This is a genomic window from Halorarius halobius, assembly GCF_024298865.1.
In the GTDB taxonomy this organism is placed as follows: Archaea; Halobacteriota; Halobacteria; order Halobacteriales; family Haloarculaceae; genus Halorarius; species Halorarius halobius.
Map to the genome: position 1 here is coordinate 1,506,791 of NZ_CP101161.1, position 20,101 is coordinate 1,526,891.

General features: G+C 64.6%; 13 protein-coding genes. 5 read left to right on the forward strand and 8 right to left on the reverse strand.

Translation table 11 applies throughout. The annotated features are described in order from the left end of the window. Positions 1-144 precede the first annotated feature (144 nt). Together NL112_RS07960 and NL112_RS07965 are read left to right on the forward strand one after the other, a co-directional pair. Positions 145-1,392, forward strand: coding sequence for a 3-isopropylmalate dehydratase large subunit (locus tag NL112_RS07960; protein ID WP_255152136.1), 1,248 nt, complete (start codon positions 145-147; stop codon positions 1,390-1,392). Further along, positions 1,393-1,881 carry a LeuD/DmdB family oxidoreductase small subunit gene (locus NL112_RS07965; protein WP_255152137.1) on the forward strand — a complete coding sequence of 163 codons (489 nt, stop codon included), beginning with the start codon at positions 1,393-1,395 and terminating at the stop codon, positions 1,879-1,881. It abuts the gene before it with no gap. Positions 1,882-1,941: 60 nt separating this feature from the next. Here the strand turns inward: NL112_RS07965 and NL112_RS07970 are convergent, their stop codons facing one another. Both NL112_RS07970 and NL112_RS07975 read right to left on the reverse strand, forming a co-directional pair. Continuing rightward, entirely contained in the window at positions 1,942-2,790 is an 849-nt protein-coding gene (locus tag NL112_RS07970; RefSeq protein WP_255152138.1) for an ABC transporter permease, read from the reverse strand. A 53-nt stretch (positions 2,791-2,843) separates the two neighbouring features. Then, positions 2,844-4,586 (reverse strand): TCP-1/cpn60 chaperonin family protein, encoded by a 1,743-nt coding sequence (locus tag NL112_RS07975; protein WP_255152139.1) that lies wholly within the window; start codon positions 4,584-4,586, stop codon positions 2,844-2,846. A gap of 135 nt (positions 4,587-4,721) precedes the next feature. Here NL112_RS07975 and NL112_RS07980 point away from each other — a divergent pair, with 135 nt between their 5' ends. The 3 genes from NL112_RS07980 (at position 4,722) to NL112_RS07990 (ending at position 7,952) form a co-directional block, all read left to right on the forward strand. Continuing rightward, a complete protein-coding gene (locus NL112_RS07980) occupies positions 4,722-6,152 on the forward strand; it encodes a twin-arginine translocation signal domain-containing protein (RefSeq protein ID WP_255152140.1) in 1,431 nt (476 codons plus the stop codon). Between the two features lie 12 nt (positions 6,153-6,164). After that, a complete protein-coding gene (locus NL112_RS07985) occupies positions 6,165-7,043 on the forward strand; it encodes an ABC transporter permease (RefSeq protein ID WP_255152141.1) in 879 nt (292 codons plus the stop codon). Positions 7,044-7,175: 132 nt separating this feature from the next. Beyond that, positions 7,176-7,952, forward strand: a complete 777-nt coding sequence (locus NL112_RS07990) for an IclR family transcriptional regulator (RefSeq protein WP_255152142.1) — start codon at positions 7,176-7,178, stop codon at positions 7,950-7,952. A gap of 954 nt (positions 7,953-8,906) precedes the next feature. Here NL112_RS07990 and NL112_RS07995 read toward each other — a convergent pair. From NL112_RS07995 to NL112_RS08020, 6 genes are all read right to left on the reverse strand, one after another. Then, on the reverse strand, positions 8,907-11,195 hold the full coding sequence (locus NL112_RS07995) for a PAS domain-containing protein (RefSeq protein WP_255152144.1): 2,289 nt from the start codon (positions 11,193-11,195) through the stop codon (positions 8,907-8,909). After that, positions 11,196-12,680, reverse strand: a complete 1,485-nt coding sequence (locus NL112_RS08000; protein ID WP_255152146.1) for an ATPase domain-containing protein — start codon at positions 12,678-12,680, stop codon at positions 11,196-11,198. It lies immediately after the preceding gene. Then, on the reverse strand, positions 12,677-13,282 hold the full coding sequence (locus NL112_RS08005) for a HalX domain-containing protein (RefSeq protein ID WP_255152148.1): 606 nt from the start codon (positions 13,280-13,282) through the stop codon (positions 12,677-12,679). Before NL112_RS08005 ends, NL112_RS08000 begins: the two co-directional genes overlap by 4 nt. 326 nt (positions 13,283-13,608) lie before the next feature. Continuing rightward, entirely contained in the window at positions 13,609-17,031 is a 3,423-nt protein-coding gene (locus NL112_RS08010) for a PAS domain S-box protein (protein ID WP_255152149.1), read from the reverse strand. A gap of 206 nt (positions 17,032-17,237) precedes the next feature. Further along, on the reverse strand, positions 17,238-18,200 hold the full coding sequence (locus tag NL112_RS08015) for a 3-hydroxyacyl-CoA dehydrogenase family protein (protein WP_255152150.1): 963 nt from the start codon (positions 18,198-18,200) through the stop codon (positions 17,238-17,240). A 65-nt stretch (positions 18,201-18,265) separates the two neighbouring features. After that, positions 18,266-19,429 carry an acyl-CoA dehydrogenase family protein gene (locus tag NL112_RS08020; RefSeq protein WP_255152151.1) on the reverse strand — a complete coding sequence of 388 codons (1,164 nt, stop codon included), beginning with the start codon at positions 19,427-19,429 and terminating at the stop codon, positions 18,266-18,268. Positions 19,430-20,101: the final 672 nt, after the last annotated feature.

Consider the following 20,101-nt stretch of genomic DNA (forward strand, 5'->3'; position numbering starts at 1 on the left):
GGCTACCAGCACTACGGGCGTGTCTCGCTCGTAGTGGGTATGTGGACAACCAACACGGCTTCCATACATATACGTTTTGGAGCGGGCCAGTCCCGCTACCGGCGGGCAGAAAAGTTCAAATCCTGCGGGCCAGATGCATCGGGTGTGACAACGATTAGCGAGCAGATCCTCTCGGAGGCGGCCGGCGAACCGGTGTCGGCCGGCGACATCGTCCGCGCTCCGGTGGATTTCACGTTCGGTAACGACATCTCGCTCCCGCCGGCTATCGAGGAGTTCCAGCGGTTCGACGACGCCGACGTGTTCGACGGGAACAGCGTGGGTGTGTTCCTCGACCACCTGTATCCGGCCCACACCGAACACGCCGCGGAGCTCCACGAGAGCTGTCGGGCGTTCGCTGAGGCCCACGACTGCATCCTCCGGGCGGAACAGGAACACGCCGTCGTCGCCGAGGAGGGGTTCGTCGGCCCGGGCGACGTGATGGTCGCCTCCGACAGCCACACCTGCACCGCCGGCGCGCTCGGTGCCTTCGCCACGGGCGTCGGGAGCACCGACCTCGCGTTCATCCTCGCGACCGGGTGGGCGTGGCTCCGCGTCCCCGAGACCACCCACGTCGAGTTCACGGGCACGCCCGGCGAGTGGGTCGAGGCGAAGGACCTGACGCTTGCGGCCATCGGCGAACTCGGCGTCGACGGCGCCATCTATCACGCCCTGGAGTTCAGCGGCGAGGCCGTCCGGTCGCTGTCGATGGACGAGCGGTTCACGCTCACCAACATGGCCATCGAGGCCGGCGCCAAGACCGGCATCGTCGAACCCGACGAGGTGACCGAGGCGTACGCCCGCGAGCATTACGGCGAGGAGTTCGAGACGTACGTCTCCGGCGAGGACGCGACGTTCGCCAACGAGGTCACCGTCGACTGCGACGGCCTCGAACCGCAGGTGGCGGTGCCGTCGAGTCCGGCGAACAACGTCGACGTCTCCGACGTACAGGCGGAGGGCATCGAGATCGACCAGGCGGTCGTCGGCTCCTGTACCAACGGGCGGGCGAGCGACCTGCGGCGGGCCGCCGAGATACTCGAGGGCCGGTCGGTCGCCGACGGCGTCAGGCTCATCGTCACGCCGGCGACCGAGCGCATCCAGTCACGGAGCCTCGACGAGGGGTGGACCGAGACGTTCCTCGACGCCGGCGCGGTGATGGAGAACCCCGGCTGTGGTGCCTGCTTCGGTCAGCGGACGGGCATCCTCGGCCCCGACGAGGTGGCCGTCTCGACGACGAACCGCAACTTCACCGGGCGGATGGGCGACCCCAGCAGCGAGGTGTATCTGGCGAGTCCGTCGGTCGCGGCCGCGAGCGCCGTCGCCGGCCGCATCGTCCACCCCGAGGAGGTGGCGTAGATGGGCACCGCGTTCGTGTTCGGCGACGACGTCGACACCGACCAGATACTCCCCGGGAAGTATCTCGCGGTCACCGACGAGGCGGAGCTGGCGACCCACTGCATGGAGGGGGTCGACCCGACGTTCCCCGAGCGGTTCGAGGCCGGCGACGTGGTCGTCGCGGGGACGAACTTCGGGGGTGGCTCCTCGCGGGAACACGCGCCCATCGCCATCGGGGCCAACGGCGCGGCGGCCGTCGTCGCCTCGTCGTTCGCGCGCATCTTCTACCGCAACGCCATCAACATCGGCCTCCCGGTCGTGGAACTCGACCGGGCGACCGAGCGCATCGACGACGGCGACGAGGTGGTCGTCGACACCGCTGCCGGCACCGTCGAGAACCGGACGACCGGCGAGACGTACGACGTGGCGACCCACCCGCCGTTCATCCAGGAGATAATCGACGCCGGCGGCCTCATCGAGTACGGGCGGACCGTGCTCGACGAGGAGTAACGCGGTTCAGTAGCAGACGAGACGTAACGCGGTTCGGTACCGGAGGAAGAACGACGCGGTTCAGTACCGGAGCAGGAGGACGCCGCCGATGCCCAGCAGGACGATGGAGACGAACGTCGTCACCGCGCCGAGCGCGAGCATCTCCGCGCCGGTGCCGGTCGACGCGATGGTCGAGAACACGTAGACTGGCATCGTGTTGTCGCTCCCGAGAAGCAGAATCGAGCGGGTCCCCTCGTTGTACGAGAGGGTGAGCGCGAACACCGCCGCCCCGAGGATGGTCGACCAGATCTGCGGGAGCGTTATCTTCGTGAATATCTTCCGCTCCGAGAGCCCCATCACCCGAGCGGCGTCCTCCTGTTCTGCGAGGTTCGGGGGGATGCCCGCAAGCAGGATGATGAACGCGAACGGGAACGTCCAGACGACGTGGACGGGGATGGTCGACCAGAGGCCGCGTGGCAGGCCCAGAATCTCGTTGAGAAACAGCGTCGCTCCGACGCTGTAGGTGATGCCGGGGGTGATGATGCCGAGGATGACGAGATACAGCAGCGCCCGCTTCCCGACGAACTGATGCCGGTAGGCGAGTGCAGCGCCGGTCGCCATCGTCGTCGTAATGACCATCACCACGGCGGCGAGTTGTAGCGAGGAAGTTATCGACGCGATGAGCGGGCCGTCCGCCAGCATCACGCTGTACCACCGCGTCGTGAACCCCTCGATGGGGAAGGAGCTCCCGCTCGAGGAAAAGGAGAACAGGATGACCGATATCATCGGGAGATAGACGAACACGCCGACGACGAGCGCGTAGCCGGCGAGTATCTTCCGCATCTCCAGTTCGTTCGCAACGTAATCCAGTGCGCGACCGACCACGGTTCCGGACCCGGTACCCGTGGTGGTCTCTGACTCGACGGACATCGTGTGACAACGTTACAAACAACGGTATAAAAATCTACCCTGCCGGTCGGGGGCTACTGGTCGTCGAGTGCGTCCATCTGTTTCTCGGCTGCCTCGGGGTTGATGACCTCGTCGGGGCCCGCCGGGTCGTTGGAGAACGTCGCGTCGACGGTGTCGTCGATGCCCAGAAGCAGGTTCGCCACCTGCGTTGCGACGACGTAGCGGCGCCGGTGGCCGGCGTAGGTGTCGAGCACGCCCGCCGCCGTGGCGTCACCGAGTTCGCCCGCCGGGTGCAGGAACCCGGTCGCCTCCTCGCCCGCGTCGTGGGCCGCCCGGAGGTCCGAGAGCACGCGAATGCGGTCGTGGCCACCGTTGCGCACGAGCACGCCCGTCACGCGGTCGATGGCGTCGGCGTACGCGTCGACGGCGAACTGCTCGCGGCCGCCGACGCTCGTGGCCGCCGTCCGGAGCGCCCGTGCCAGCCGGGTCTCGGTCGCGCCCGCTCCCGGGACGACGCCTGCGGGCGCGTCCCCGAGTCCCTTCGCGTCGCTGACTGCGGCCGCGGCCTTCCGGACGGCCCGCGTCGCCTGGTCGGCGACGTTGTTCCAGACGCCGTGGAGTTCGACGGCGACCGACTCGGGTGCCGGGCAGTCGTCGAAGACGACGATTTCGCGGGCTGGCCGCCCCCGTGCGGCCGGTTCGACCGTCCGCGTCTCGACGACCCCCGCCCGTCCGAGCGTCGCGGACTCGAACTGGTCGGTGACGAGCGTCGGCTCCGCGCCGGTCGCCCGCGCTATCTGCCGGAGGTCGAGCTTCGAGACGGCCTGGACGCCTGCGATGCCGGCGTCGGCCAGCATGCGGTAGTAGTCCGACTCGATACCCTGGCGGGCGACCACCACGTCCACGCCCGCGGCCGTCAGCCGCTCGACGAGGTCATCGCGGCGGGCCTGCCGGGCGTCGGCGAACCGCCGCTTGCTCTCGCCGTCCTCGTGGACTATCTGGTAGCCTTCGGGCACGTCGTGTTTGCGGAGGCCGCCGTCGTCCTGCCCGTCGAGTAGCAACACGTCGGCGTCCTCGATGCGGCTGGGCATCTCGTCGCTCACGAGGTCGTTCCGGTCGAGCACCGCGCCCCGGACCAGCCGCGAGTCGTCGATGGTGCCCTCGGCGAACTGGCGGACGACGAACGACTCCTCGGTCGGGGCGCCGACCGTCTCGACGGCGTCGACCGCCACCCGCGCCCACCCGCGGGTCCGCTGGCCGATGTCGTTGCCGGTCATCGCGGTGACGGCGACATCCTCGGCGGTCTCGCGGGGGTAGCCGACGGCCTCCAGCGGCCGCCGGGCGTCGCCGAGTTCCGACAGCGCCAGCCGGCGGGCGGTGTCGTAGCCAGCGGTGACCGTCCGCGGGTGGAGTCCCCGGTCGAGCAGTTCTTTCGCTTCCGTCAGCAGCGCCGTCGTGAGAAGCACCGTCCCGCAGACGCCGTCGTGGATGTCCTGTCCCTCGACATCGGTGTCGCCCGGCCGCTCGGGGCCGACCACGCGCTGGATGATCGGGCCCATCGGATGCTCGATGTCGACTCCCTCGAGGATGGTCGCGCCGTCGCTGGTGACGACGAACTCGACCTCCTCGGGCATGCGGTCCGGCGTCTCGTGGGCCTCGTGCTTCTCCGCGACCAGTTTGTCGTGCGAGCGGGGGCCGAACGCCGTCTCGAGCACCGTCGCCAGCGCCTCCACCGCGACGATGTTGGCGTGTGGGAACTCGATGTCGGCGGGGTCCATCTCCCCGTCGGCGGTCCCGGAGAGGGCAGGGTCTGCCATTACCCCACCACAGACAACTGGTGGTGATAGACCTTTCTCTCCCCCCACCTGCCTGCTCCTTCATGATAAACCGTCCGTGGAACCGGCCGCCGTCGTAGAAAAGTTTATAGTCGCTGCTCGAAACATCACCGACGTATGCCAAGCGATACCAATAGGCGAAACTTTATGAAAGCGACCGGCGCGCTCGGCGCTGCCGCCGCGCTGGCTGGCTGTACAGGCGGCGACGGCAACGGAAACGGCGGTGGCGGCGGCGGTGGCGGCGGTGGCGGTGGTGGCGGCGGTGGCGACGACAGCACGGACACCCAGAGCGGCCCCGACAGCGGGAGTCGCCCGGTGAAGATGCTGACCATCTCGGCGTTCGCGTACGACCCCCAGAAGAACAAGTACGAGGAGGCGTACGGGAACACGCTGGAGCGGAACATGGTCTCGCAGGCGGCCACCCAGCAGAAGATCAACACGGGCGGCAACGAGACGTTCGACATCTTCGCGCACGGCCCGTCCATCGCGGGCGACGTGACGTTCCAGGACCCGCCGTTGACCCAGCGGGTGCCCACCGACGCCATCGAGAAGTGGAGCACCGACAACATCACCGACCTGTTCACGAACCCGACGGAGCGCATCCCCGAGATCGGCAACCAGGCCGGCGAGATCGAGCGACTCGTCTGGAACGGCTCCGACGACCGGTCGTCGCTGAACCACCCGCCGTTCCAGTTCAACCTCGACGCGATGGCGAGCAACCCGAAGTTCGTCGACGAGGACATCAGCAAGTGGGGCGCGATGTTCGACAAGCAGTACGAGGGCCGGTCGGTCATCCAGACGACGACGCCCCACTCCATCCTGGAGACGATGTCGTATCTGATGGACACCGGCGTGATGGACGAGGACCTCAGCAACCTGAACCAGCCGTCGAAAGACCAGCTCGACACGACCATCGACTTCCTCATCAAGCAGAAACAGGAGGGGCAGTTCCGGTCGCTGTGGACGCAGTACGGCGAGTCGGTGAACCTGTTCACCAACGAGGAGGCGTACGTCGGTGACCTCTGGCAGCCGGCCGTGTTCACCGCCCGCCGCTCGGGGACGCCAGTGAAGTACCACACCATGAGCGACGGGATGCAGGGCTACCGGTTCTGGTGGGGCGGCGTCAACCCCACCAACCCCGGGGCGTCGAACCGGAACAACGTCGCGGAGGCCCACCAGTGGTACAACATGCATCTGGGCGCGTGGTACCCCGGCTTCATCCAGGGTGCCGCCGGCTTCTACACCCCGCAGTTCCCAAACGAGGAGCTCGTCCGTGACGGCTCCGACGAGACCGGACAGGGGATGGGCCCCGAGTTCTACGACTGGACCGTCAACGGCACGCCGACGTACGAGGCCGTCGACAACCCGAACCTGTTCGACCCCAGCTCCTACGAGTGGTCGATGGAGGAGGGCGAACCCAGCTCCGACGGGAAGGTCCGCGACGGCGGCGCCCTCGACGAGAAGGTCTCCAGCATCCGGATGGTCCAGATCTACCCGGACAACGGCGACTACATGCTGAACCGCTGGACGGAGTTCACCGGTGCCTGACCCATCGACACGATGAGCGAAGACAGCCGCGTCGGCGGGCTGCTCCGGAACTACGAGGTTCCGCTGTTAGTCGGACCTGCGGCGCTGTGGTTCCTCCTGTTTCTCATCGTCCCGCTGGGCATCATCTTCGTCTACAGCTTCCTCACCTACTCCAGCTTCTCCGTCGTCTGGGAGTTCACACTCTCCGCGTGGACGGAGACGCTCACCAGCCCCGTGTTCGCGGACGTCGCCGTCCGGACGGTGCTGTTCGCCACGGCGACCACGCTGTTGACGCTTCTGTTCGGCTACCCGGTCGCGTACTATCTCCGATTCTACGTGAGCCAGAACAAGGGCCTGCTGTTGCTTCTGTTCCTGGTCATCCCGTTCTGGACCTCGGCGGTCATCCGCACGACCGGCTGGTTCCCTATCCTGACCCAGACCGGCGCCATCAACTACTTCCTCAGTGGCCTCGGACTCATCGACGAGCCGCTCCGGTGGCTGATGTTCTCGCCGGTGTCACAGCTACTCGCGTACCTGCAGAACTACATCGTGTTCATGTTCGCCCCCATCTACGTCGTGATGTACGACGTCGACGAGGAACTGCTTGGTGCCTCCGCGACCCTGCGGGCCTCCAGGTGGGAGACGTTCCGTCACGTCGTCGTCCCGCTCAGCATGCCGGGCGTCGTCATCGGGGCCATCTTCGTGTTCGTCCTCTCGTTTGGTAACTTCGTCATCCCGCAGCTGCTCAGCGGCGGGAGCGCGACGCTCCCGATGTTTATCTTCCAGAACATCACCACGGGCCTGAACTACCCGGCGGCGGCGGTGCTGTCGATCATCATGCTCGCGTTCGAACTGTTCGTCGTCTATCTCCTCACGCGCGTCGTCGACATCTCCGCTATCGCCGAGCGGTAGTCGACGACACCGCTCTCCCGGTTCTCCGCTCGCGTCCCGACTGATTAGCCCGCCGTTTGTTCCCCAAGTGTGGTCGGCTTATAGCTATTCGCAATAGTAGAACTATATATGCCCTCCCTTGCATGGTATACCATGGTCGCACAAACGGACCCAGATATCGATGCGGGGTTGAAAACCGTGGATAGAGCGTTCCGCATCGTGGAATACATCAAAGAACAGAACGGGGCGACCCTGGGGGAGATCGCGGCCGAGTTCGGGTTGGCGAAAAGCACCATCCACCGCCACATCCAGACGCTCGTCTCACACGGCTACGTCGTCTCGGAGAACGGCGAGTACCAGATCGGCCTGCGGTTTCTCGACCCCGCCATCCACGCCCGGCGGCGCCCGCCGGCGTACAAGATCATCGAGTCGAAGGTCGACAAACTCGCCGCGGAGACGGGCGAACGGGCGCAGTTCATCACCGAGGAGAACGGCTACGGCATCCACGTGTTCAGCGCTATCGGGGAGAACGGTATCCGGTCGGAGTCGCGGGTCGGCAAGATCGTCCATCTGCATTCGACCTCGGCGGGGAAGTGTATCCTCGCGCATCTCGACGACGACCGCGTCGACGAAATCCTGGCCCAAAATGGGCTCCCGAGGCTGACCGAGCGAACGATAACATCCCGCGCGGAACTGGACGAGGAACTCGCAACGGTCCGCCAGCGGGGGTACGGGTTCAACCGAGCCGAACGGCGCAACGGGATGCAGGCGGTCGGGACGCCGATATTGAATCCGAACGACGAGATACTCGGAGCCATCAGCGTGACCGGACCGTTGCGGAGAATGGAAAACGAACACGGCGACTGTCTCCCCGATACGCTGCTCGACGTCGCAGAAGAGATACGACTCAGACTGGAGTACCAGGGGTAGACTCCCGTATTCGTCGTCTCCTCGTCGTTGGTTCGGTAACTAACTGCGCTTGTACGTGGAACTATCCGTCGTTCGGCGACGGGTGGCAGTTCATCTCGTTCCACATATCGGAATGCTTGTGGTATCGGGCCTTCCGTATAGCGGAACGGACAGGATTCCGCTTCGACGGTGGCACCGCGCGAGTGGACATTTACCCTGGGAGTGTGCGGTCGTCTTCTCGTGACCGCTACCCGAAGGTCGGCCAAGGGTCTAGCCCCCTCGTGGCTATGGTAATCGTAACAGCAGTAATTTTGTTATGGGCTGGCACGTGGCTTTTTCGGCGGTGAAACGAATTGATCCGCGGCTGTTACCGGGAGAGTCCCCGTCTCTCGGCCAGCAAGTTGACAGATATAGTTGTAATATTTAGGTTGCCGTGATTCCTTTTGTCAAAATAGCGTGGCTACTTACTGCGATTATTCGGTGATTTAAAATGTCACAAATTGTAATATAAATTAGTATTTGTAAACATCCATGTTCTATACGGGATATATTGCTGGGTATTCTGCTCAAATATGATGAATTTGATTGGATATTTCCAAAATAATATTCGGGTATCTTCGGTATAGGAACCCCGACAGCTCTGCCGAACAGTCTTTAGTAAAAGAGATCTCTAGGGACTTAGATGCCAAAATACGGCATAGTCGGATTCCGAAACCGGCGTGTGTTTGTCTGAATGACGAGCCCGAAAGAGTACAAGCTTATAATTGGCCATGTAGTTTAATTATTTACATCAATCCGACGGGTGTGGACTCGTTCATTGAGGCGATATCCGAACCGAGAACAGGGCCACCGAACACCTGTAGCATCGGCTCCAGTAGGCTTCCGGAGAACGGCCCATCAGGTCGCTATCGTTCGGTGGCTGCTGACGGGTGTCCGCATTCCAACTCCGACGCCCGAGTCGTCGACGTCCGGCGGTCACCCGGCCGGTTTCTGCAACAGCAGTTCGATGGTCGCGCCCCCGTCGTCGTTCTCCCAGTAGGTGATGGTCCCTCCACAGTAGGCGACAATTCGGTTGACGAGGGAGAGTCCCATCCCTTTCCCGTGATACAACGGCCCCTGTTCCCCGTCGCCGTGCAGTATTGACAGTTCGGTATCAGGGATGCCGGGCCCCGCATCCCTGATGCGGACCCGGACCCCGGCGTTCGTCACCGTGGCCGAGACACTCACCGTCGGTTGAGGGTCGGTCGTGTGGATGATGCCATTCTCCACCAGTTCCGTTATCGCGCGGTCGAACCGGGGGACGACGATCGCGTGAGCTTCGTCCGGGGCGTCGACCGTAACGTCGGCGGCCGGGTAGGTGGCGCGCAGGTCCTCGATCGTGTTCCGAATCGTCGTCGAGATATCGGTCGGCATCGAGTCGGGATTGTCGATGAACAGTTCCACTATCTCCCGCTGTTTCTCGGTGATGGAAAGTAGCTGGTTCCCTCTCGAAAGGATGGATTCTGCCTTCTCCGCAGTGTCGTCGCTCGTGGACTCCGCGATGCTCTCTGCGTTCCCCAGAATGACGTTCATCGCGTTGTACATGTTGTGTCGCAACACCCGGTCGAGGGTGTTTAGCTGGTCGTCGCGGCGCTTGCGCTCGGTGATGTCGGTGTAGTGCTCGATGCGACCGCCCTCGTAGAGCCCGGATTCTATCGGCTGGCTCCACTGCCGGAGCCAGCGCTCTTCGCGGTCGTCGTCCCCGACGACGTGAGCCTCGAACTCCTCGGTCCGGGCGTTGTTCTCGTAGCTCCGATACAGGGTCTGCTGGACTTGGTGGGGGTTCTCGAACACGTCTTTGATGTGTGTCTCGACGAGGTCCCGCTTGTCCGCTCCGACCACTGCCTCCCGGTCGATACCGAAGTACTCCTCGATCGCCGAGTTGATCCACACGACATCGAAGTTCTCGTCAAGGATGAACGTCCCCACCTCGGAGGTGTCCAGCACGTCCTCGGTGAGGGATTCGTATCGAGCTTCGCTCTCTGCGAGTTCGCGTTGCTGCTGCTTTCGGTCCGTGATGTCGCGATCCGAGATGACCAGCGAGACGACCTCACCGTCGTCGTTGGTGACTGGGCGGAACACGCCGTTGACGATGAGCTCTTCATCCACCGCGGCCGAGAGGTCGAGTTCGAACTCGGCGTACTCGCCGTCGGCGGCTCGCTCCGCCAGCTCTCTGACCTCCGCTTGGAGTGATTCGTCGCCGGTGAACCACGGTGTCTCCCAGAAGGGGTCGCCGGTGATCTCGGACAGGCCGACTTCGTGGTACTCCAACGCGGTCCGGTTGATATCGATGACGGACCCGTCCGGTTCGAGCAGTCCAACCAGGATGTTCGGGTCCTCGAAGACGGCCTCGAACCGCCGTTCGTTCAATCGCAGTTCCCGTGTGCGCTTGTGTTGCTCGGTGACGTCTTCCTGGAACCCCACGTAGTTCGTAATCGTCCCGTCGGCCGCGTGAATCGGGGCGACAGTCACCCGGTTCCAGAACTGGGTCCCGTCCTTCCGGTAGTTCAGCAGTTCGACGGTCGCCGTTCGCCCCGCTCGCATAGCCGCTCGGAGTTCGGCGACCGACTCCTCTCGTGTCTCCGGTCCATGCAGTAGCCCGCAGTCGTGGCCGGTTATCTCCGCTTCGTCGTAGCCTGTCAACTCTTCGAATGCTTCGTTGACGTGCTGAATCGGGTTGTCGGTCCGCGTGTGGTCCGTGATGGTGATACCGACTGGCGACGCCGTAATCGCTTCGTCCTTGATTCTGAGTTCCGCGAGAGCCTCCTGCAGTTCGGCTTCGCGTTCGGCGAGCGTGAGTGACTGGGAACGCTGTCGGAGTAGCGCGTCGAGCCGTGCCCGTAGCTCCGCTCTGGCAACGGGAACCGAGACCAGGTCGTCGACCACCGTCCAGACGTTGGGTGCCGACCGCAACGCGGAGTCGTCGGCTACCGTCAGCAGGACCGGAACGAACACCTGCTCGTCACGGCGCTTGCGGGCCCGGATGGCCTCTCTGTGGCGCCGGAACAGCGTTTCGTCGACGATACAGACGTCGAAGTCCGACTCGAGGCCGGCCGCCGTCGTTGACGCCGTGACCTCGTGGGTCGCGCCCAGTGTCTCTTCGAGCAGTGTCCGGTTCCGCCCGTCCGACATGAACAACAGCACCTCGGCCGAATCGAGCGTCACGGACTCGGTTAGCGACGGCTCGCCGTGGGGGGCATCCCTGGTGGTGCTGTCGTTGCTCATCTATCGCCGGTCTCCGGTGTTCGCGGGCGCTGGACGATCCTCGACGAATTCCGGCGTCCCGCTGAGGATGCCCCGCATGTTCTGTAGCGGTTCCCCGACCTTGATGCCGTGACGTGTTATCTCGAACTCCCGGAGCGTTCGCTCGAAGTCGCTCGTCCGGTTTTTGAGGATACCGATGGCCTTCCGGAGTTCGCCCTGCAGTTCGAGATACCGGAGGAAAACTAGGTTGTCAGCGAGGTAGCTCACACCGCTTTTCGTCGCCTGAAAGTCCCCGGTCACCGAGTCCACGGCGTCGACGAGCACGACCGTCACCCCCATGTTCCGGAGATACCGGCCCAGCGCGTTCAGTTCCTGCGTGAGGTCGTCGTCGTCGCCGCGCAGCGAGAGCCGGTATCCCTCGATGCCGTCGATCATGACCAGCTTTGCGTCGCGGGCTTCGACCTCCGTCCGGACCATGTCGGCGAACTCGTCCGGCGAGACCTGTGACGGTTCGACCTCCTCGATGGCCAGCGTGCCCCGGTCGCACATCTCCGTCACGGGGATGTTGACGTGTCTGGATCGCTCGACGAACGTCTGGGTGCTCTCCTCGAACATGTAGATGACGGACCGCTCCCCCCGTCCGGCGGCTTCCTTCATGAACTGCGTTCCCAGCGTCGTCTTGCCGACGCCGCTCGGGCCACTCAACACCGTGACCGTCCCGCGCTCCAGGCCGCCCTTCAGCAACTCGTCGACTTCGGGGACGCCGGACGAGACGGTCGTGGCCGCGAACGACGCGGTGTGTTCGCCGGGCGTCAATACCGGGAACACCTCCATCCCCGCGTCCGTAATCCGAACCGTGTGGGGGCCGTGTGCGGTTTCGGAGCCGCGGAGCTTCGGCACCGCGATGCGGCGGCCCTGCGGCGCCCGCGTCAGTTCTAACGTACCGTCGCTGAGGTAGCGCAGGTCGTCGTCCGGCTTGCTCTCGGTCGCTTCCGAGGCGAACAGCACCGTCGCGTCGTGTCCCTTCAGCAGTTGCACGAGGCCGGTGACCTGCTTGCGGAACTGGTACTCGTCGGGGGCGAGCATCCGCAGTTGTGTGATGGGGTCGACGAACACGCGGTCGGGGTCGATGCTGTCGATGCTGTCCGTAATCGAGCCGGCGATATCGGCTCCCTCGACTTCGGCCGGGGAGAACACGCTGTAGCTCTCGTCTCCGGTAAACGCCTCCACGTCCGGGGTCAAATCGAGAAACTCGATGCCATCCATGTCGACGCCGAACGACGCCGCGTTCCGCTCGATCGCCGTCGCCGTCTCCTCGAGGTTGACGAACAGCCCCGTCTCACCGGCGTCGCGGCCGGCCGTCAGGAAATGCAGGCCGAGAAGCGTCTTTCCGGTTCCGGGGTCGCCGGTCGCCATGTACGCTCGGTTGGGGAACAGTCCGCCGTTCAGGACGGTGTCGAGTCCGTCGATACCGGTCGACAGCCGTCGGTCGTATGCGTCCGTCATTCTGAATCACTCGTGGAAACGTCGATGTCTATCTCGTCCATCGGCGTGCGAGCGAACTTCGCCCGCTCGCCGTCACCGAACACCGCTCGAACCTCCTCGTCGCTCAGGTCGGCAATCGTCGCGTCCAGCGTCGCTCGAAGCGCCAGCACGCGACCGAGAAGGGACCGGTACGGCTCGCTGTCCGCACGCGCTCGCACGGAGGTGTGGCCCCGAATCGTCACGACCTGACCGACGGCCCCTGCGAGGTCACCGACGGGTCGGTCGTACTCCTCCCGGCGCAACACCCGTTCAACGACGCTACGGAGCCCCGGTTTCGACACCGGCGTGAGCAGGTACTCGTCGGCCGGTACCGCGACCAGTTCGAGCCCCGGGTTCGTCACCACGAGGACCGTTCGAGCGGGGGGTCGCTCTCTCCCGAACTGTGCGTCGACGGCTTGGCCGACGACCAGCACGTCGTACTCGGTGGGCTTCGACCACGTCGCTGGGTCGGTGCTCGTCGTCCACTCGGCGCTGTATCCGGCCTCGTTCAGCCACGTCCGGTACAGACGTGCGAGACCGTCCTTCTCGTCCACGACGAGGATACCGGGGTTCGCCCCGGTCATCAGACCGCAGTTCCCGGTGTCGAAGGCTCTGCGGTCGACCCCGCCGTGACCCGTCCGGTCCGCTCTGGAGGTTCGTGACGGGGCCACCGACCCCGTGGACCGCGTGTCACGGCAGTTCGAAGCGGCTCTCGGTGGCATCGGGGCGGTACGTCGAAGGGTCGGGTGTTGCTGGTGGGCATCGGTAGTCGTCTCGGTGGCGATATGCGCTATCGGCGATGGATGGTCGGTCATCGAGTCGTTCGCAGTCACTCGAACGCCGCCTACCGAGAACTGTCTGTTCGCTACTACAGTTGGCTAGCCGACGGGTGGCCCCTACGTGAGTAGGGTCACGGCGACGGCTCGAACAGCCGCGACACTAGAATCCGCTCGGCGGCGCGGCGATGCGACTGGTACGTCGGGGAGCTAATGCCGAGCGCCTCGGCGAGGTTCTCGTTCGTCGCGGTCCGCGGCCACTCGTAGTAGCCGCCGTGGTGGGCGGCCTGCAGTGCCTGATACTGGCGGTCGGTACAGGCCTGCCGGACGCTGTCGCGGAACGTCAGCGGCGTCTCGACGAACTCGTCGTCGGAGCGACGGGCGGTCATGCGGCTCTCCGGGTAGCTGTCACGAACCGCATCGACGAACTCCCGAACGGGGACGCTTCCGTCGAGGCTGACGGTAGCCGTCGCCGACCCGTCCGCGGCCGTCATCGACATCAGTCGCCCGTCGTACTCGTACAGGGTGTCCATGAACGGGGTCGAGCGTACGGTAACCCGATACAGCCGTACCTCGTCATCTTCGGCGAGATGTTCGACCGATTCGACTCCGTCGACTGTCCTCATCGCGCTCTCGGCGTCGTCCGGTGGTCCGTCGACCCTGACGAACCAGACGAACGCTCCTTGGTCGACCGGGAGAGCCCCCGACAGCGTCACCGTGGCGTCCAGTTCGTCGGCGATTCGGGTGAGAACGACCCGCTTGTCCGGTAACTCGAGGTCGACGGTGACGGCCGAGTCGGCCAACTGTGGTGGGCTCTCTCCCAGCGCGTCCATCGCCAGCCCGATTATGCGGCCGAGTTCCGCGAACACGTCTCTCTGTCTGTCGGTAACGACGTCGGCTTCCGCGACGTGGACCACCAGGACGCGCTCGGTAGTGGTCCCCGTCGGTACCGGAACGGCGACGACGGACCGGAACCCGTACGAGAGTGCCGTCTCACGGGCGTCCGCCCAGTCGCCGTCCTCTAGAACGTTGGCCACGGACGTCGCCGACTCGCTCTCGATAGCCTCCAGTGCGAGCGCCTGCAATGGGTTCGTGGCTCCGCCTTCCTCGATCTGTGCCCGGAACCCGTCCATCTTCCCCGCTATCGTCTTCGTGTCGACCCGGCTCAGGTCCTCGCCGAGCGTCCCGACCCAGGCCGCCGGATACGCCGGGTGGCTGGTGAGCTTCTCGCAGACTGCGGCCTCGATGGACTCACGGGTGGTCGCGTCGAGTACCGACTGGATGATGTCGCGGGTAATCGTGTTCAGGTGGTTCAACTCCTCGAGTTCGGCCGTCTGGCGTTCGAGCTGTCGGTCACGTGTGCGAAGCTCCGTCTCGTACTGGACGCGTTCGAACGCCGCTTCGAGGTTCGCCGCGAGAATCGAGCCGAGTTCCATCGCCAGTTCCGAAAGTTCCTCGTCGTCCGTCGCTCCGGTGACGAACAGCCCGTCGGCGCCAATCGGGATGTACAGATGGTTCGAGAACGGCGACCGGCGGTCGAGCGGGTCGTCACGGTCGGTCACGTACCGTGTCTCGCCCGTGGTGAACGCGGTCCAGCCGGCGGGGTCCGTCTCGGCGGTGACCGACCCCGGTTCCGACGCGCCGTCCCGGAGGGTCTCGGTACTGGCGACCGGCTCCAGTACGTTGCGCGGTTCGTCGAGTCGGTAGACGACGCCACCGGGCAGCGACTGCAGGCTGGCGACCGCGGCCACGGCGGTGGCGCTCACGTCCTCGACGTCGTCTCCCCGGTACATCTCGCGGGTGTACTCGTGGAGCGTCTCCAGAGCCTGCTGGTACTGGAACCGCTCCGTCCGGTCTTTGATGATGGTGAGGACGGCGGACTGGCCGTCGTAGGGAATCGGTCGGGACGTGGTCGCAATCTGTCGAGTGTCACCGCCGACCGTCCGCATCTGTCGCAGATAGCTCGTCGGCTCCTGCTCGCCACGCTGGGTCCGACGGGCTGTCTCTCTGGCGTCCTCGTGTTCCGAGGCCTCCAGATAGTCGTAGATGTCGGTCCCGCGGACGGTGTCGACGGCGTTGACCCCGACCAGGTCGGCGAACGCCTCGTTGGCGAAGACGACCTCGCCGTCCCTGTGGACAAGAATCGGGTCCGGGGACATCTCGACCAGCGTCCGGTACCGTTGCTCCTTCTGTCGGAGTTCTTCCCTGGCCTCGCGCAGTTCTGTCACGTCGTTCGCGACGGCCTGCCCGACCCGCTGTCCCTCGTACCACCCGGATGTCGTCATGACCTGAATGTGCCGTTCCTCGCCGTCGGGCCGGACGACCCGGAACCTGGTCGGGCCGGTAATCGCGTCCTCTTCGACCACGCCCTCCAGTTCTTCCTCGGCGACGGCGTGGTCGTCGGGGTGGATGAACTCGAAAAGCGGCGTCCCGACCAGCCTGTCCCGCGAATCTAATCCGAGGAGGTCGAGCAAGGCGTCGTTGCCCCAGACGCTGTTACCGTCGGCGTCGAAGAGGTTGATCGGTGCCGGGGCATTCTCGACAAGGTTCCGGTACGTCTGCTCGCGGTGCCGGATGTCCTCAATCCATTCCCGACGCTCCGTGACGTTCTGTGCGACGGCCATTCCGGCGCGTATTTTTCCGTCACGGTTCCGGAGTGGGACCGTCTGCACGTGGTACTGCTGGCCTTCGTACGTGACCTCGACGGAGCGCTGGTCCCCGTTCAGAGCCGCCCGGTACTGTGTCTCGAGGGTCGACGCCAGGTCCGGTGGGTAGACGTCGGCCGGCGTCCTCCCCTCCAGATTGGCCGGACTCAGTCCGAGCTCCTCGAGGTCGGCGCCGCCGACGATGGTGTATCGAAGCTCCTCGTCGAAGAGGAACACGCCGCCGTTGGGGAAATGCTCGACGAGGCGCTCGAGTCGGGCTTCAGTCCGCTCGAGTTCACGCTCGCGCCGTTTCCGCTCGGTGACGTCGCGCTGGAATCCGAGAAACCGGGAGGTGGTTCCGCCGATGTCCTTCAGCGGCATGATTGTGACCTCGTTCCAGAACGGGGTGCCGTCCTTCCGGTAGTTCTCGACTTCGACCGTCACGGACTCCTCGGCGTCGACCGCGGCGGCCATCTCGGCGACGGAGTCCTCGTCGGTCGCCGTTCCCTGCAGGAACCGGCAGTTCCGTCCGAGTGCTTCCTGCTCGGAGTAGCCCGTGATACGTTCGAACCCCTCGTTCACGTAGACGAGCGGGTTGTCGTCCTCCGAAGGGTCCGTCATCGAGATGCCGATAGACGCTTCGTCCATCGCGCGTGTTTTCACGCGAAGTTCCCGTTGTGTGTGACTGACGAGGGCGTAGATGAGAACACCGCTCAGGAAGACCTCGATGCCACCCTTGAGAGCCTGCACCTGCCGCAAGAGCCCGGTATCGGCGATGACCAGCGGAAGCAGTAGATCCGAGGCGACGAGCAAACCCATGCCGAAGGCGACGTACACGAGTGTGATCTGGAGCGGTGACAGTCGACTGACGGCGTCCGACCAACCGCCGCTGTCGGTGTTATGTGGCCACATAAGTCCACTTGTGGTGTTCTCACACAAGCTGTCGTGACTATTTAACAACTATCCCCACGACTCGGAAGGTGCGACGCGAGTACTGGCTCCGGCGTATCTACCGCTCCGTGTCGAGAGTGCCGTGTCTGGAGTGCCGTGTCTGGAGGAACGCCCGGTCGTCGACAGACCCGATGCGGAGGGCTCCACTCGTCAGTGCGGACGACCCGTCACGACTCGAACATGCGGAGCTGTTCGAGCAGCTGTCTATCGCGCTCGTCGTAGATCTCACTCGGGGAGTCGTCCGACCAGTCGTACACGCCCTTCCCCGTCTTCAGCCCCAGGTCTCCCTGTTCGACCAGCCGCGTCACGACCGGGTTCGGGTCAGTCCCGCGGTCCAGCTCCGGCATGAGATACTCCTCGATGGCGTACTGTACGTCGATCCCGCTCTGGTCGACCTTCTCGAAGATCCCCATGCTCGGAAGTCGGAATCCGAACCCGGCTTTCACGGCGCGGTCGATGTCCTCCGCGCTCGCAACGCCGGCATCCAGCAACGAGAACGCCTCGTATATCATCGCCATCTGAATCCGGTTGCCGATGAACCCGAGGACGTCCTTCTCGACTCTGACCGGCGTCTTCTCGACGGCATCGAGCAACTCCACGAGCACGTCGGCCGTCTCGTCGGCGGTGGCCTCTCCCTTGATGACTTCGACGAGAGGCGTGATGTGTGCGGGGTTGAACCAGTGAGTGCCGGCGAACCGCTCCGGGTTGGACACCGCCTCCGCGATCTCCGTGATCGAAAGCCCCGAGGTGTTCGTCGTCAGCAGTGCGGTGGCCGGCGCTGCCGCATCGATCTCCTCGAACACCGCCCGCTTGACGTCCATGTCCTCGGTCACCGCTTCCGTCACGAGGTCGGCGTCTGCGACGGCCTCGGTCAACTCGTCGACGGGCTCGATGCGGGACGTGATCTCGTCTATCTCCGCTTCGTCGATCTGGTCGGTGTCCGCCAGCGTCTGGAGGCTCGTCTCGATCGAGCGCATCCCCTCCGCCAGCGCCTCCGGGTCGGCATCCACCAGCCGAACCGTCCTGCCGTATCGTGCGTACGTCAGCGCGATTCCGAACCCCATCGTTCCCGAACCGACGACGGCGATCCGCTCGATTTCTTCGTGGCTGTCGAATTTGTGAACGTCCATACAACGATGTCCCCGGGCGGAGGCATAAACCCACCCCTGGAGACACGGGGGTGATGATAGCCGAGCTACTCGAACGCGGGAATGCCGGTGAGGTCGTGGCCGATGATGAGCGAGTGGATGTCGTGGGTGCCTTCGTAGGTGTAGACGGTTTCGAGGTTGGCCATGTGCCGCATCGGCGAGTAGTCGGCGCTGATGCCGTTACCGCCGAGCATCTCGCGGGCGACGCGCGACTGGTCGCGGGCCATCCGGACGTTGTTGCGTTTCGCCATCGACACCTGTTCCGGGCGCAACTCGCCGCGCTCTTTCAACTCCGCGAGCCGGTAGGCGAGCAGTTGGGCCGTGGTGATCTGGGTGGCCATCTCGGCGAGTTTCTCCTGCTGGAGCTGGAAGCCGCCGATGGGTTTGCCGAACTGTTCGCGGTCGGTGGCGTACTCGCGTGCGGTCTCGAAGCAGTCGCGGGCCGCGCCGACAGCCCCCCACGCGATGCCGAACCGCGCCTGCGTGAGACACGAGAGCGGTCCTTTCATGCCCGTCACGTCGGGCAGGACGTTCTCGGCGGGGACGTGGACGTTCGAGAGCTCTATCTGGCCGGTGACGGAGGCGCGCAGCGAGAGCTTCTCCTCGAGTGTGGGTGTTTCGACGCCGTCGCGGTCGGTTTCGACGAGGAAGCCGCGGACGGGGTCGTCGTCGGCCGAGCGGTCGCGGGCCCAGACGACGGCGACGTCGGCAAGCGGCGCGTTCGTGATCCAGGTTTTCGTGCCGTTCAGCACGTAGCCGTCGCCGTCTTCGTCGGCGTGGGTTTCCATCCCCGAGGGGTTCGAGCCGTGATTCGGTTCGGTGAGGCCGAAACAGCCGACTTTCTCGCCTTCGCCGAGGGCTTCGAGCCAGGCGTCTTTCTGTTCGTCGGAGCCGAAGGCGTGGATCGGGTACATGACGAGCGCGCCTTGCACGGAGGCCATCGAGCGGAGGCCGGAGTCGCCGGCCTCGAGTTCCTGCATGAGAATGCCGTAGGCGCGCTCCGAGAGGTCGGGCAGGCCGTAGCCGGAGAGGTTGGGGGCGTAGAAGCCCAACTCGCCCATCTCCTCGACGAGGTCGGTCGGGAACGTGCCGTTTATCCAGTGGTCGCCGATGTCGGGGCGCACGTTCTCGTCGACGAACTCGCGGGCCGTGTCCCGAACCATCCGCTCCTCCTCCGTCAGGTCACTCTCGAGACGCACGTAGTCGAGCATACGAGTGAGGGTCGGAGGGGGTCCTCTTAACGTCTCGGAACGCGTCCGCAGTTGCCGAGGTAGATGCGTCGGCGTGCCAGGGCGCGCGTTTCGGCCATCGGCGGGAGTGGCTCCCGATTCGGTGGCCGGTGTCGTGACGACAATTCAACGATGTTGGACACGTCTACGGCGGTAGCCGTACGGGGTACCGCCGGTGGCAACTCCCGACGCGAAGCTCGGAACATCGGGCCGAGAGACGGTAAAACGCCGGATGAAACCCGCAATGAGCGGCGACCCAGCGAGCAGGTACCGTCTCCGGGGGTCGACGCCAAGTAGATAACAAAGTTACTGTTGTTATTCGGATTTCGACGGACTACTTCGTTCTCATCAAGAACGGTAGATTACGGCGTGGTGTCGTCCGTTGTCGGAGGTGTGTAACGTATAATACTATTGGCAATACGGGCGTTCCATATAGTTGAACGGGGTTGTGATGGTGATAGACAGCCATGGTTTCGATGCCGGCGACCACGTGTTTTCGCGTGATACGGAGGAGTACACCGGTCCAGTCGGGTCGCCCATCGTGTGTACGGTCTCGAATTGCTCGGTCGGCTGCGGGTCCGAAGGCCGGGGCGACGCAAGGGCGATCTCCCGTTCGTCTCCACGTTGGGGGTGGATTGTTACCCCCAGACCTGC